The sequence below is a fragment of the Pseudomonas sp. S3_A03 genome, from assembly GCF_054668275.1.
Genome location: NZ_CP162753.1, coordinates 3,868,126 through 3,880,970, shown reverse-complemented (window position 1 = coordinate 3,880,970; position 12,845 = coordinate 3,868,126). Strand labels below are relative to the sequence as shown.

General features: G+C 61.8%; 13 protein-coding genes. 9 read left to right on the top strand and 4 right to left on the bottom strand.

What is annotated here, in order from left to right:
- The first annotated feature begins 84 nt into the window (after positions 1–84).
- Together AB4O25_RS17800 and AB4O25_RS17795 are read left to right on the top strand one after the other, a co-directional pair.
- The gene (locus AB4O25_RS17800) at positions 85–1,578 is read left to right on the top strand and encodes an aldehyde dehydrogenase (protein WP_017526822.1); all 1,494 of its coding nucleotides are present in this window, start codon (positions 85–87) and stop codon (positions 1,576–1,578) included.
- A gap of 147 nt (positions 1,579–1,725) precedes the next feature.
- Positions 1,726–2,874: an MFS transporter gene (locus AB4O25_RS17795; protein ID WP_460062473.1), complete on the top strand. Its 1,149-nt coding sequence runs from the start codon at positions 1,726–1,728 to the stop codon at positions 2,872–2,874.
- A 56-nt stretch (positions 2,875–2,930) separates the two neighbouring features.
- On the opposite strand, the gene AB4O25_RS17790 is transcribed toward AB4O25_RS17795, so the two are convergent.
- Both AB4O25_RS17790 and AB4O25_RS17785 read right to left on the bottom strand, forming a co-directional pair.
- Positions 2,931–4,499, bottom strand: coding sequence for a phospholipase D family protein (locus AB4O25_RS17790; RefSeq protein WP_032883377.1), 1,569 nt, complete (start codon positions 4,497–4,499; stop codon positions 2,931–2,933).
- 62 nt (positions 4,500–4,561) lie between these two features.
- On the bottom strand, positions 4,562–5,986 hold the full coding sequence (locus AB4O25_RS17785; protein WP_017526825.1) for an aminotransferase-like domain-containing protein: 1,425 nt from the start codon (positions 5,984–5,986) through the stop codon (positions 4,562–4,564).
- 166 nt (positions 5,987–6,152) lie between these two features.
- On the opposite strand from AB4O25_RS17785, the gene AB4O25_RS17780 reads away from it, so the two are divergent.
- Positions 6,153–6,377: a DUF1127 domain-containing protein gene (locus AB4O25_RS17780; protein WP_026067179.1), complete on the top strand. Its 225-nt coding sequence runs from the start codon at positions 6,153–6,155 to the stop codon at positions 6,375–6,377.
- On the opposite strand, the gene AB4O25_RS17775 is transcribed toward AB4O25_RS17780, so the two are convergent.
- A complete protein-coding gene (locus AB4O25_RS17775) occupies positions 6,378–7,670 on the bottom strand; it encodes an NAD(P)/FAD-dependent oxidoreductase (RefSeq protein ID WP_460149828.1) in 1,293 nt (430 codons plus the stop codon).
- A 115-nt stretch (positions 7,671–7,785) separates the two neighbouring features.
- On the opposite strand from AB4O25_RS17775, the gene AB4O25_RS17770 reads away from it, so the two are divergent.
- Positions 7,786–8,139 carry a YkgJ family cysteine cluster protein gene (locus tag AB4O25_RS17770; protein ID WP_017526828.1) on the top strand — a complete coding sequence of 118 codons (354 nt, stop codon included), beginning with the start codon at positions 7,786–7,788 and terminating at the stop codon, positions 8,137–8,139.
- Positions 8,140–8,147: 8 nt separating this feature from the next.
- Here the strand turns inward: AB4O25_RS17770 and AB4O25_RS17765 are convergent, their stop codons facing one another.
- Positions 8,148–8,636 carry an Lrp/AsnC ligand binding domain-containing protein gene (locus AB4O25_RS17765; protein ID WP_003176896.1) on the bottom strand — a complete coding sequence of 163 codons (489 nt, stop codon included), beginning with the start codon at positions 8,634–8,636 and terminating at the stop codon, positions 8,148–8,150.
- 156 nt (positions 8,637–8,792) lie between these two features.
- Here AB4O25_RS17765 and dadA point away from each other — a divergent pair, with 156 nt between their 5' ends.
- The 5 genes from dadA (at position 8,793) to AB4O25_RS17740 (ending at position 12,828) form a co-directional block, all read left to right on the top strand.
- The gene (dadA, locus tag AB4O25_RS17760; protein ID WP_460149827.1) at positions 8,793–10,094 is read left to right on the top strand and encodes a D-amino acid dehydrogenase; all 1,302 of its coding nucleotides are present in this window, start codon (positions 8,793–8,795) and stop codon (positions 10,092–10,094) included.
- Positions 10,066–10,419, top strand: a complete 354-nt coding sequence (locus AB4O25_RS17755; protein ID WP_017526830.1) for a RidA family protein — start codon at positions 10,066–10,068, stop codon at positions 10,417–10,419. The genes dadA and AB4O25_RS17755 overlap by 29 nt, the downstream gene beginning before the upstream one ends.
- A 77-nt stretch (positions 10,420–10,496) precedes the next feature.
- Positions 10,497–11,570 (top strand): alanine racemase, encoded by a 1,074-nt coding sequence (alr, locus tag AB4O25_RS17750; RefSeq protein ID WP_068935995.1) that lies wholly within the window; start codon positions 10,497–10,499, stop codon positions 11,568–11,570.
- Between the two features lie 116 nt (positions 11,571–11,686).
- Positions 11,687–12,235, top strand: a complete 549-nt coding sequence (locus AB4O25_RS17745; protein ID WP_003176893.1) for a cupin domain-containing protein — start codon at positions 11,687–11,689, stop codon at positions 12,233–12,235.
- Positions 12,236–12,417: 182 nt separating this feature from the next.
- A complete protein-coding gene (locus tag AB4O25_RS17740; RefSeq protein WP_017526832.1) occupies positions 12,418–12,828 on the top strand; it encodes a c-type cytochrome in 411 nt (136 codons plus the stop codon).
- Positions 12,829–12,845 lie beyond the last annotated feature (17 nt).

Below are 12,845 nucleotides of genomic sequence, written 5' to 3'. Positions count from 1 at the left end.
ACAGATGGCTGGCGGGCAAGAATGCTTTGAGGCTGCCGGGGCACATCGCCTGGCCCTTATATTCAATAAGAGGAGGACACTCGCATGACCACCCTGACCCGTGCCGACTGGGAACAACGCGCCAAGGATCTGAAAATCGAAGGCCGCGCCTACATCAATGGCGAATACACCGCCGCTGTTTCCGGTGACACCTTCGAATGCATCAGCCCAGTCGATGGCCGCCTGCTGGCCACCGTGGCCAGTTGTGACGCCGACGACGCCCAGCGCGCCGTGGAAAACGCCCGCGCCACCTTCAACTCCGGTGTCTGGTCGCGCCTGGCGCCGGCCAAGCGCAAGGCCACCATGATCCGTTTCGCCGCGCTGCTCAAGGCCAATGCCGAAGAGCTGGCGCTGCTTGAAACCCTGGACATGGGCAAACCGATCAGCGACTCCCTCAACATTGATGTGCCCGGCGCGGCGAATGCGCTGAGCTGGAGTGGCGAGGCGATCGACAAGATTTACGATGAAGTGGCGGCCACCCCACACGATCAACTGGGCCTGGTGACCCGTGAGCCGGTGGGGGTTGTCGGCGCCATCGTGCCGTGGAACTTCCCCTTGATGATGGCTTGCTGGAAGCTCGGCCCGGCACTGTCCACCGGTAACTCGGTGATTCTCAAGCCGTCCGAAAAATCCCCGCTGACCGCCATCCGTATCGCGGCCCTTGCGGTTGAAGCAGGTATTCCAAAAGGTGTGTTCAACGTGCTGCCGGGCTACGGCCACACCGTTGGCAACGCCCTGGCGCTGCACATGGACGTCGATACCCTGGTGTTCACCGGCTCTACCAAGATCGCCAAGCAACTGTTGATCCGCTCCGGCGAGTCGAACATGAAGCGTGTGTGGCTGGAAGCCGGTGGCAAGAGCCCAAACATCGTGTTCGCCGATGCCCCGGACCTGCAGGCCGCCGCCGAGTCCGCCGCCGGTGCCATCGCTTTCAACCAGGGCGAAGTCTGCACCGCCGGTTCGCGCCTGCTGGTGGAGCGCTCCATCAAGGATACATTCCTGCCGCTGGTGATCGAGGCCCTCAAAGGCTGGAAACCCGGTAACCCACTGGATCCTGCGACCAACGTCGGCGCGCTGGTGGACACCCAGCAGATGAACACCGTGCTGTCGTACATCGAAGCCGGGCATGCCGATGGCGCCAAGCTGGTGGCCGGCGGCAAGCGTACGCTGGAAGAAACCGGCGGCACTTACGTCGAACCCACAATTTTCGACGGCGTGACCAACGCCATGAAGATCGCCCAGGAAGAAATCTTCGGTCCGGTCCTGTCAGTGATCACCTTCGACAGCGCCGAAGAAGCGGTGAAAATCGCCAACGACACCGTGTATGGCCTGGCCGCCGCCGTGTGGACCGCTGATATCTCCAAGGCGCACCTGACCGCCAAGGCCCTGCGTGCCGGCAGCGTGTGGGTCAACCAATACGACGGCGGTGACATGACCGCACCGTTTGGTGGTTTCAAGCAGTCGGGTAATGGTCGCGACAAGTCACTGCATGCATTCGACAAGTACACCGAGCTCAAGTCGACCTGGATCAAACTCTAAGCAACACCGCCGCTCAAATGTGGGAGGGGCTTGCCCCGATAGCAGTGTGTCAGGCACCACAAGTGCTGGCTGATCCACCGCTATCGGGGCAAGCCCCCTCCCACACTGTTTTGTGTGTACTCAAGAATTATCCACAGGAGCGTGGCAATGCGTTGGGCGACTTATTTCGCCGTGTTGACCTCGGTACTCAGCGTCGGCCTGGCGTTGGGTGTGAGCATGCCGCTGGTGTCCCTGCGCCTCGAAAGCTGGGGTTACGGCAGTTTCGCTATCGGTGTGATGGCGGCGATGCCGGCCTTTGGTGTGCTGTTGGGTGCCAAGGTTTCCAGTCGCCTGGCCTCCTGGCTCGGCACCGCCAACCTCATGCGTCTGTGCCTGTGGGGCGGTGCGGTGTCCATCGGGTTGTTGGCGATTCTGCCCAGCTACCCGGTATGGCTGGTGCTGCGGTTGATGATCGGGGTGATCCTCACCCTCGTGTTTATCCTTGGCGAAAGCTGGATCAACCAGTTGGTGGTGGAGCAGTGGCGTGGCCGACTGGTGGCGCTGTATGGCTGCAGTTATGCCTTGAGCCAGCTCTCGGGCCCCCTGCTGCTGGGTGTGATCGGCACCGATCATGACTACGGGTTCTGGGTCGGTGTGGGCCTGTTGCTGGTGGCTCCGCTGGCCTTGCTGGGTCGCACCGGCGCGCCCAGTGCGGAGTCGTTAAGCGTGACGTTCGCCGACCTCTGGCGCTTTTGCCTGAGTTTGCCGGCGATTGCCTGGGCGGTGGCGCTGTTCGCTGCGTTCGAGGCGATGATCCTGACGCTGTTGCCGGTGTATTGCCTGCAACAGGGCTTCACCGCCGAGATCGCCTTGGCGATGGTCAGCACGGTGGTGGTCGGCGATGCGCTGCTGCAATTGCCCATCGGTGCGCTGGCGGACTACCTGCCGCGCCGCACGTTGTTCCTGAGCTGTGCGGTGCTGTTGCTGGCGTCGAGCCTGGCGGTTCCGCTGTTGATGCACACGCTGCTGATCTGGCCGATATGGGTGCTGTTCGGCGCCAGCGCAGGCGGGTTATTTACCTTGTCGTTGATCCTGATCGGCGAGCGCTACCGTGACGATGCGCTGGTGCGCGCCAATGCCCACATTGCACAGCTGTGGGGCATCGGTTGCCTGATCGGCCCGCTGGTGGCGGGCGCCGGCAGCCAATGGATCAGCGGGCATGCATTGCCGTTTTTCATGGCGGCTGGGGCGCTGGGCCTAGTGCTGCTGTTGCTGCGCCAAGGGGCATTCGGCACCGCCCAGCCAGCCACGCCTTGAAATGCAATCAACTGTGGGAGGGGGCAAACCCCTCCCACAGTTGATTCATTGTGTTTCTAAAGCATGCGCTCCAGGCCGACGGAAGTAGCGAACCAGGCATTGAACCTGCGCCACCAACTGCCCGGTTCGCGCGTGAGGGTATGCAACTGGCCGTTATCCTCGGTCACCCACACCACCTGGCCATCCTGCAATTTCGCCTCATAGCTCAGGGCTGGCGCCATGCCTTGCAGCGCCAGGTTGCGTACATGCTCCGCCAGCTCGGGGCTGTCGACCAGCACGCCGACTTCGGTGTTCCACAGCACCGAGCGTGGGTCGAAGTTGAAGGAGCCGATAAACGACTTGGTGCGATCAAAGATCATTGCCTTGCTGTGCAGGCTTGAATCCGAGCCCCGGAACGAACCGCGACGAAACAGGTGCGGCCCACTGCCGGCGCTGGGGTCGCCCGGCTGGCGGCGCAGTTCGTAGAGCTTTACCCCGTGCTCCAGCAGTGCCTTGCGATACGGCGCATAACCGCCGTGCACGGCCGGCACATCGGTGGCCTCCAGGGAATTGGTCAGCAGGCTCACCGACACGCCGGCGTCGGCGCGTCCCGTCAGATACACCAGCCCCGGCTGCCCCGGTACGAAATACGCCGAGATCATCATCAACTCGTGGTGGACGCCCTCAAGCTCCGGCCCCAGTTGGGTGGTCAGCAAAAGCTGCGGGTCCGGGTCGGCCTTGGCCAGCACCTTGCTCGGCGCATCCCACAGCGCCTGGTTCCAGGCCCAGATCAGCTCACGGCGCCAGATGTCCATGCGCGGCTGGGTCTGGTAGGTGCGCAAGCGGTTGTACAGCGCGTGATTCTGCTGGCGCGAGTCGGCCAGCGACGCTTGCAGGCGCACGCGTACAGCGGCCAGGTCGCCTTTTGAAGGGCGGCTTGAGACAAAGTCATCGATGGGTTTGCTCAGCGCGCTGTTCCAGTACTGATCGAAACTGTGCCCGAGTTGCTCGGCCACCGGCCCGACGCTGAGCATGTCGATATCGGTGAAGTTCAGGTTGGGCTCTGCGTCGAAATACTCATCTCCCAGGTTGCGCCCGCCGACGATGGCCACGCTGTTGTCCGCCAGCCACAGTTTGTTGTGCATGCGCCGGTGTTGCAGCGACAGGTTGAACAGGCGGCCCATCGCCCGCGTAACACCGGTGCTGCGGCCCAGGTGCAAGGGGTTGAACAGGCGGATCTCGATCTTGGGGTGGGCGGCGAGGGTGGCGATGATCTGGTCGAGCCCGTCGCTGGTGGTGTCATCCAGCAGAATGCGCACGCGCACGCCACGATCGGCGGCCTTGAGCAGTTCATCCACGAGCATGCGGGTGCTGATGCCGTCGTGAACGATGTAGTACTGCAGGTCAAGGCTGGTCTGGGCGTTGCGGATCAGTTCGGCGCGGGCCATGAAGGCTTCGCTGCTGTTGGGCAACAGGCGAAAGCCCGAGCGGCCCTGATAAGGCGCGGCCTGGGCCAGGATCGAGCGCCCGAACGAGGACTGAGCGGCCGGCAGCGCATCGCTGGGGATGCGCGGGGTACTCACGCCGGCACAGCCACCCAGCACCAGGGCTCCCAACAGGCAAAACGGTAATAGCCGTCGAATCATCAAGGGAGTCGCTTCCAGGTCAGGGCGGTTGTCGATATAGGACGGCTATTTCTCGCGAAAGGTCAGTCCGACGATTGCGCCAGCATTTTGCTCGCGGCGGCGCCTACCTTGCGCACGGCTTCTTCAATCTGCGGGGTAGGCTTGGCGCTGTAGTTCATGCGCAGGCAGTTGCGGTACTTGCCGGACGCCGAAAAGATACTGCCCACCGCCACCTGTACGCCTTGTTCTATGAGTATGCGGTTGAGCTTGAGGGTGTCGAAGCCGTCCGGCAGCTCTACCCACAGCATAAAGCTGCCTTGCGGCCGACTGGCGCGCGTGCCGGCGGGGAAGTAGCGGCTGACCCAATCGAGCATCAGGTCGCGATTACGCTGGTATTGGGTGCGCATTCGCCGCAAATGCGGTTCGAAATGGCCGCCCTTGAGAAATTCGGCAATCGCGATCTGCGGCTGTGTGGCCGTCGAGCCGGTGCTGATGTATTTCATGTGCAGCACCCGTTCGAGGTAGCGCCCGGGGGCAACCCAGCCAATGCGCAGGCCCGGCGCCAGCGTTTTCGAAAATGAGCTGCACAGCAGCACGCGGCCATCTTCATCGAAAGATTTGATGGTGCGCGGGCGTGGGTAGCTGTAGGCCAATTCGCCGTATACATCGTCCTCTATGATCGCTACGTCAAAGCGCTGGGCCAAGGTCAGCAGCGCGCGTTTGCGCGCCTCCGGCATGATGTAGCCCAAGGGGTTGTTGCAGTTGGGGGTCAGCTGGATGACCTTGATCGGCCATTGTTCCAGGGCCAGCTCCAGAGCTTCCAGGCTGATGCCGGTAATCGGGTCGGTGGGGATTTCCAGGGCTTTCATACCCAGGCCCTTGAGGGTCTGCATGGCACCGTGAAAGCTGGGCGAATCCACGGCGACGATATCGCCGGGCTCACAGATGGCATGGATGCTGGCGGACAGCGCCTCATGGCAGCCGGTGGTGATGACGATGTCTTCGGCGGTCAGCTGGCAACCGGAATCCAATGACAGTCGGGCGATTTGCTCGCGCAGTTCCATACAGCCAAGAATATTGTCGTAATACAGCCCCGGCAGGTCCTGGCGACGGCTGACGCGCGCCAGGCTGCGCAGCAGCGGTTTGAGGGTGGGCGACAGTACATCCGGCATGCCGCGGCCCATCTGTATGACGTCTTTGCGCGGCACGGCGCGAATCAGTTCCAGCACCTGGTCCCACTGGGATATTTCCACCGGGCGTTGTGCCGGGCGGCCGACCTCAGGCAGGGCGGGCAGCTCACGGCCAACGGGCACGAAGTAGCCGGATTTCGGCTTGGGCATGGCCAGGCCGTTATCTTCCAGCAACCGATAGGCCTGCTGAACGGTGCTCAAGCTGACCCCATGTTCCACACTCAACGCCCGTACGGACGGAAGCCGGTCACCGGGGCGGTAGAAGCCCTGTTCGATGCGCGTGCCCAACAATTCGGCGAGGTTGACGTAAAGCGTCATGGCGGTCGCTCCCAAGAGACCAATACAGATGCAGGGAAAATACAGGATTCAGCCGCCGTCAGGCAGTATCTGTATGGATTTAATAAAAATAGGTTGAATCTGTAATGCTCTGGCCCGTTCGCCCATGCTCGTCACTCAAGGCAACACACCACTGAGGGGCAGCAAAATGAACGGTATGAGCGATGTGCGGCTGGCGTTACACAGTCAGGAGCTGGAGGCGGGACAGGAGCGCGCGATGGCCGCGCCGGCGAATAGCCGTTGGAACCTGTTCTGGCACCGTCGGCACACGCGCAAGGCTCTGCTGACCCTGACCCGTGAGCAACTGCGTGACATCGGCTTGACCGCTGAGCAGGCACGCCAGGAAGGGGTTAAGCCTTTCTGGCGCAGTTGATCAGACCAGCTCTTTGAGGCGGTGCCAGAGCATCCCCAGGGCCAGCAGCGGCGAGCGCAGGTGCTTGCCGCCGGGGAAGGTAATGTGCGGCACTTGGGCAAACAGATCGAAACGCCCCTGCTGCTGGCCGCTGATGGCTTCGGCCAACAACTTGCCCGCCAGGTGCGTGGCGTTGAGACCATGGCCGGCGTAGGCCTGGGCGTAATACACGTTGGGCTGGTCGGCCAGACGGCCGATCTGCGGCAGGCGGTTGGCGCCGATGCCGATCATGCCGCCCCATTGATAGTCGATCTTCGCGTCGGCCAGTTGTGGGAAAACGCGCAGCATTTTCGGTCGCATATAGGCGCCGATGTCCTGCGGGTCGCGGCCGGAATAGTGGCAGGCGCCGCCAAATAACAGGCGGCGGTCGGCGGACAGGCGGAAATAATCCACCGTCACGCGCTGGTCACACACGGCCATGTTCTGCGGCAACAGGTTGGCGGCCTGCGCTTGGCTCAACGGCTCGGTGGCGATGATGTAACTGCCGGCGGGCAGTACTTTGCCGCTCAAGTGCGGGTTGAGGCGATTGAGGTAGGCGTTGCAGGCCAGCACCAGGGTCTTGGCGCGCACATGGCCGTGCGCGGTGTGCACCCTGACCTCAGGGCCATAGTCGATACCGGCGACGTCTGATTGCTCAAACAGCCGCACGCCCAATTGCCCGGCGGCAGCCGCTTCGCCGAGCGCCAGGTTCAGCGGGTGCAGATGGCCCGATCCCATATCAATCATGCCGCCCACGTAACGCTCGGAGCCGACCACGCTGCTCATCTCGCTGGCTTGCAACAGGCGCACCGCATGGCGATAGCCCAGGCTGCGCAGTTCTTCGGCGTCTTCGGCCAGGCCTTGCAGGTCGCGGGGCTTGTTGGCGAGGTCGCAGTAGCCCCAGGTCAGGTCGCAGGGAATCTGAAAGCGCTCGACGCGCTCGCGCACGATCTCCACGGCTTCCAGCCCCATCAGCTTCATCTGGCGTACGCCGTCGGTGCCGATCACGTTGGCGAACTGGTCCAGGCCGTGGCCGACGCCGCGAATCAGTTGGCCACCGTTACGCCCGCTGGCGCCCCAGGCGATCTTGCGCGCCTCCAGCAACACCACGCTGAAACCGCGCTCGGCCAGCTCCAGGGCGGTGTTGAGCCCGGAGAAACCACCGCCGACCACGCATACATCGGCAGTCACTTCACCGGTCAACGCCGGGTAATCCGGTTGCGGCACGCTGCTGGCGGCATAGTAGGACGCGGTGTGCCGGGCGCTGGCGGTCATGGGGACGCTCCCTGTTTGGAAAATTTGACGCAGGATACAGCGGTCGGACGACGCTGTCTGCGCGCGGCGTTTTGCGTCAGAATCCAGGTCTATTCGCCCTCCGGTACCTGTTTCGATGAGTTGCAACAGTCAGAAAATCAGCGCGCTGCGCCGTCAGATTCCTTCGTTCGAATGCGTACCCGGTTGCCACGACTGCTGTGGGCCGGTAACGACGTCGCCCGAGGAAATGTCACGCCTGCCGCGTAAGACCGCCGCCGAGCAGGACGCGGCGATGGATGAGCTGAACTGCGTGCACCTGGGGCCCGCCGGCTGCACCGTGTATGACGAGCGGCCGTTGATCTGTCGGTTGTTCGGCACCACCAAGACCTTGCCGTGCCCTAATGGGCGGCGACCGGTGGAGTTGATCCATCCACGGGTCGAAAAGCAGATTCATGAGTACATGGCCAGTACCCGGCAAGTGCTGGTGTAGCGGTCCAGTCAGTCCGGAATTGGCAGGTTCAGGCTCTCTTTGACTTCTTCCATCACGATATAACTCTTGGATTCGCGCACGTGGGGCAGCTTGAGCAGGATATCGCCCAGCAACTTGCGGTATGAGGCCATCTCGGAAATCCGCGCTTTCACCAGATAGTCGAAGTCGCCGGAGACCAGGTGGCACTCCAGCACATGGGGCAGTTTCAGCACGGCGCGGCGAAACTCCTCAAAGGTATCGCCGGACTTGTAATCCAGGCTGATCTCGACAAATACCAGCAAACTGCCTTTTAAATGCTGCGGATTGAGCCGCGCGTTGTAGCCCATGATGATCCCTTCGCGCTCCAACCGACGCACCCGCTCAGTGCAAGGCGTGGTCGACAGCCCGACCTTTTCCCCCAGTTCCGTGAACGAAATTCGCCCGTCGGTCTGCAGGATACGCAGGATGTTGCGGTCGATCTTGTCCAGCTCCCGCTTGGTCTGGGTGTTGGTACGCATAGGGGATACGCCTCTGTAAAAAGGGTTTTTGCCGAGAATTGTCGCCAAATATAGGCATTTATATAGTGAAATGCACTGGCGATTGCTTTTTATACTGCGCTCATCATTGCTCGAAACAACACACGTCAGCGGCCAGGCCGCGATGAGGATATAAAAATGCGCGTTCTGGTCTTGGGTAGCGGCGTCATTGGTGTGACCAGTGCCTACTATTTGGCTCGGGCCGGTTTTGAGGTCGTGGTAGTCGACCGTCAGCCCGCCGCCGCCATGGAAACCAGTTTCGCCAATGCCGGCCAAGTGTCTCCCGGCTATGCCTCGCCCTGGGCCGCGCCGGGTGTGCCGCTCAAGGCCATCAAGTGGTTGCTGCAACGCCACGCGCCGCTGGCGCTCAAGGCCACCGCCGATATCGATCAATACCTGTGGATGGCGCAGATGTTGCGCAACTGCACGGCCAGTCGCTATGCCGTGAACAAGGAGCGCATGGTGCGCTTGTCCGAGTACAGCCGCGACTGCCTCGATGAATTGCGCGCCGAGACCGGCATTGCCTACGAAGGCCGTAGCCTCGGGACTACCCAGTTGTTCCGCACCCAAGCCCAATTGGATGGCGCCGCCAAGGATATCGCGGTGTTGAAAGAGTCCGGTGTGCCGTTCGAACTGCTCGATCGCGCCGGCATTGCCCGCGTTGAGCCGGCCCTGGCCAGCGTCACCGATATCCTCGCCGGTGCCCTGCGCCTGCCTAACGACCAGACCGGCGACTGCCAGATGTTCACCACACGCCTGGCCGAGATGTGCAAACAGCTGGGTGTGGAGTTCCGCTTCGAACAGGACATCCAACGCCTTGACCAGGCCGGTGATCGCATCAACGGCGTGTGGATCGACGGCAAGCTCGAAACCGCCGACCGCTACGTGCTGGCCCTGGGTAGCTACTCGCCAAAACTGCTCAAGCCGCTGGGGATCAAGGCACCGGTGTACCCGCTCAAGGGCTACTCGCTGACCGTGCCGATCACCAACCCGGCGATGGCACCGACGTCGACCATCCTCGATGAAACCTACAAGGTCGCGATCACCCGTTTCGATAACCGCATTCGCGTGGGTGGCATGGCTGAAATAGCCGGTTTTGACCTGTCGCTTAACCCTCGTCGACGTGAAACCCTGGAGATGATCGTCAACGACCTTTATCCTCAGGGCGGCGATTTGGCCGAGGCCAGTTTCTGGACCGGCCTGCGTCCGACCACACCCGACGGCACACCCATTGTCGGTGCCACACCGTTCAGGAACCTGTTCCTCAATACCGGCCACGGCACCCTCGGTTGGACCATGGCGTGCGGTTCCGGTCGCTTGCTGGCCGACCTGATGGCCAGGAAAACCCCGCAGATCAGCGCCGCAGGCCTCGATATTTCCCGTTACGGCAACCACCAGGAGTCCGCAAAACATGTCAATCCAGCGCCAGCTCACCAATGAGCGCATGAGCCAGATCGTTGTCCACAGCGGTACCGTGTACCTGGCAGGGCAAGTCGGCGACGACATGAACGCGGGGATTGAACAGCAGACCCGTGAAACCTTGGCCAATATCGAGCGTTTGCTGGGCTTGGCCGGGACCGACAAGAGCCGGTTGCTGTCGGTGACGATCTACCTGAAAGACATTGACGCCGATTTCGCCGGCATGAACGCGGTGTGGGACACGTGGTTGCCTAAAGGCGTCGCCCCGGCCCGTGCCACGGTTGAAGCCAAATTGTGCGAGCCGCAAATCCTCGTAGAGCTGTCCGTCGTGGCCGCGCTGCCTTAAACACGATCCCTCTTACGGTGCCGATGCTGTCTGTCGGTACCGTTTTTTTTCACTCCGCTGCCTAGAAGCCTGCCGCCATGCGTCCAGCCCGTGCCCTGATCGACCTCCAAGCCCTGCGCCACAACTACCAATTGGCCCGTGAAGTCACCGGGGCCAAGGCCCTTGCCGTGATCAAGGCCGATGCCTACGGCCATGGCGCCGTGCGCGTGGCCCAGGCGCTGGAAGCCGAGGCCGATGGGTTCGCCGTGGCATGCATCGAAGAGGCGTTGGAGCTGCGCGCCGCTGGCATTCGCGCGCCAGTGTTGCTGCTGGAAGGTTTTTTTGAAGCGGATGAGCTGGGGCTGATCGTCGAGCATGATTTTTGGTGCGTGGTGCATTCGCTGTGGCAACTGGATGCGATCGAACAGGCCACGCTGAGCAAGCCCTTGACTATTTGGCTCAAGCTGGACTCGGGCATGCATCGCGTGGGCCTGCATCCCAAGGATTACCACGCGGCTTATCAGCGCCTGCTGGCCAGCGGTAAAGTCGCGAAGATTGTGCTGATGAGTCACTTTGCCCGCGCCGATGAGCTTGATTGCGCCAGCAGCACCGAACAAGTGGCGGTGTTTGAAGCGGCGCGCCAGGGTCTGGCGGCCGAAGTCAGCCTGCGCAATTCACCCGCGGTATTGGGCTGGCCAAATGTGCTCAGCGACTGGGTACGCCCGGGCATCATGCTGTACGGCGCCACCCCATTTGGTGAAAACCAGGCTCTGGCCGCGCGCTTGCAACCGGTGATGACCCTGGAATCGAAAGTGATCTGTGTGCGCGAACTGCCGGCTGGCGAGCCGGTGGGCTACGGCGCCCGGTTCGTTACGCCCAAGCCGATGCGTATCGGCGTGGTTGCCATGGGCTACGCAGACGGCTATCCGCGTCACGCGCCCACGGGTACGCCGGTGCTGGTGGCCGGGCAGCGCAGCCAGTTGCTGGGGCGTGTGTCCATGGACATGCTGTGTATCGACCTGACGGATGTGCCTCAGGCTGGCCTTGGCTCCACGGTAGAGCTGTGGGGCAAAAATATCCTCGCCAGCGACGTCGCGGTGGCCGCTGACACCATCCCCTACCAGATCTTCTGCAACCTGCGCCGGGTGCCAAGGCTCTATTCCGGCGCTTGACCGCCGCGCACGAACACAGCTGCCTGGGATTTAGGCCCAAGTGTTGTAAATACTGAACGCTGTCGCCATGATAACGGCCAATTACAACAACGCCTGAATCCTAGGAGGCTCCCGCATTGGACGTCGGCGAACGACTGCAATCCATCCGTAAGCTGAAGGGTCTTTCCCAGCGTGAACTCGCCAAGCGTGCGGGTGTCACCAACAGCACCATTTCGATGATCGAAAAAAACAGTGTCAGCCCCTCGATCAGCTCCTTGCGCAAGGTGCTGGGCGGCATCCCCATGTCGATGGTCGAGTTCTTTTCCGAGGAGATCCTCCAGGAAATTCCGACGCAGATCGTCTATAAAGCCAATGAGCTGATCGACATCTCCGACGGCGCGGTGACCATGAAATTGGTAGGTCGGGCGCACCCTAGCCGGGCCATCGCGTTTCTCAACGAAATCTACCCGCCGGGCGCTGATACCGGCGAAGAAATGCTCACCCACGAAGGCGAGGAAACCGGGATTCTGGTGGAGGGCCGTTTGGAGTTGGTGGTCGGTCTTGAAACTTTTGTGCTCGAAGCCGGCGATAGCTACTACTTTGAAAGTACCAAGCCCCATCGTTTTCGCAATCCGTTCGACGTACCGGCGCGGCTAATCAGCGCAGCCACACCCGCGAACTTTTAAGAATAGAGGCGTCCTGCCAGCGTTGCAGAGGCTCCCGCAGCAGTATTCCGCGAGACTGAATCTCCCTTTATTTAATAGGGTTGTTTCGGCCAGGCGGGCTAACCGTTATACTTTCGCCGCCTGCGAAACCGTGGCCGCAGGCGTGAATAGCCACCATTGAGGGTGAACGCGTGAACCTAATTATGAAAATGCTGGCTGCACCAGCAACCGTACTGGCCCTATGGGCTGTCAGCGCTCAAGCTGCGACCAATGATGAAATTGCCAAACGCCTGGAGCCTGTCGGCCAGGTTTGCGTCCAGGGCCAGGAGTGCAAGGGCATGGAAGTCGCCGTTGCAGCGGGCGGTGGCGGCGCGAAAACGCCGGACGAGATCATCGCCAAACACTGCAATGCTTGCCACGGCACTGGCCTGCTGGGCGCGCCGAAAATCGGCGACAAAGCCGCCTGGAAAGAGCGCGCCGACCACCAGGGCGGTCTCGACGGCATCCTGGCCAAGGCGATCACCGGGATCAACGCCATGCCGCCCAAAGGCACCTGCGCGGATTGCTCGGATGACGACCTCAAAGGCGCTATCAAGCAGATGTCTGGGTTGTAATCAGTCAATCTTCGCCA

What these genes read in the sequence shown, in the direction of transcription:
- AB4O25_RS17800 (WP_017526822.1), top strand. Translation starts at nt 85, where the DNA reads ATGACCACCCTGACCCGTGCCGACTGGGAACAACGCGCCAAGGATCTG.
- AB4O25_RS17795 (WP_460062473.1), top strand. Translation starts at nt 1,726, where the DNA reads ATGCGTTGGGCGACTTATTTCGCCGTGTTGACCTCGGTACTCAGCGTC.
- AB4O25_RS17790 (WP_032883377.1), bottom strand. Translation starts at nt 4,499, where the DNA reads ATGATTCGACGGCTATTACCGTTTTGCCTGTTGGGAGCCCTGGTGCTG.
- AB4O25_RS17785 (WP_017526825.1), bottom strand. Translation starts at nt 5,986, where the DNA reads ATGACGCTTTACGTCAACCTCGCCGAATTGTTGGGCACGCGCATCGAA.
- AB4O25_RS17780 (WP_026067179.1), top strand. Translation starts at nt 6,153, where the DNA reads ATGAACGGTATGAGCGATGTGCGGCTGGCGTTACACAGTCAGGAGCTG.
- AB4O25_RS17775 (WP_460149828.1), bottom strand. Translation starts at nt 7,670, where the DNA reads ATGACCGCCAGCGCCCGGCACACCGCGTCCTACTATGCCGCCAGCAGC.
- AB4O25_RS17770 (WP_017526828.1), top strand. Translation starts at nt 7,786, where the DNA reads ATGAGTTGCAACAGTCAGAAAATCAGCGCGCTGCGCCGTCAGATTCCT.
- AB4O25_RS17765 (WP_003176896.1), bottom strand. Translation starts at nt 8,636, where the DNA reads ATGCGTACCAACACCCAGACCAAGCGGGAGCTGGACAAGATCGACCGC.
- dadA (WP_460149827.1), top strand. Translation starts at nt 8,793, where the DNA reads ATGCGCGTTCTGGTCTTGGGTAGCGGCGTCATTGGTGTGACCAGTGCC.
- AB4O25_RS17755 (WP_017526830.1), top strand. Translation starts at nt 10,066, where the DNA reads ATGTCAATCCAGCGCCAGCTCACCAATGAGCGCATGAGCCAGATCGTT.
- alr (WP_068935995.1), top strand. Translation starts at nt 10,497, where the DNA reads ATGCGTCCAGCCCGTGCCCTGATCGACCTCCAAGCCCTGCGCCACAAC.
- AB4O25_RS17740 (WP_017526832.1), top strand. Translation starts at nt 12,418, where the DNA reads ATGAAAATGCTGGCTGCACCAGCAACCGTACTGGCCCTATGGGCTGTC.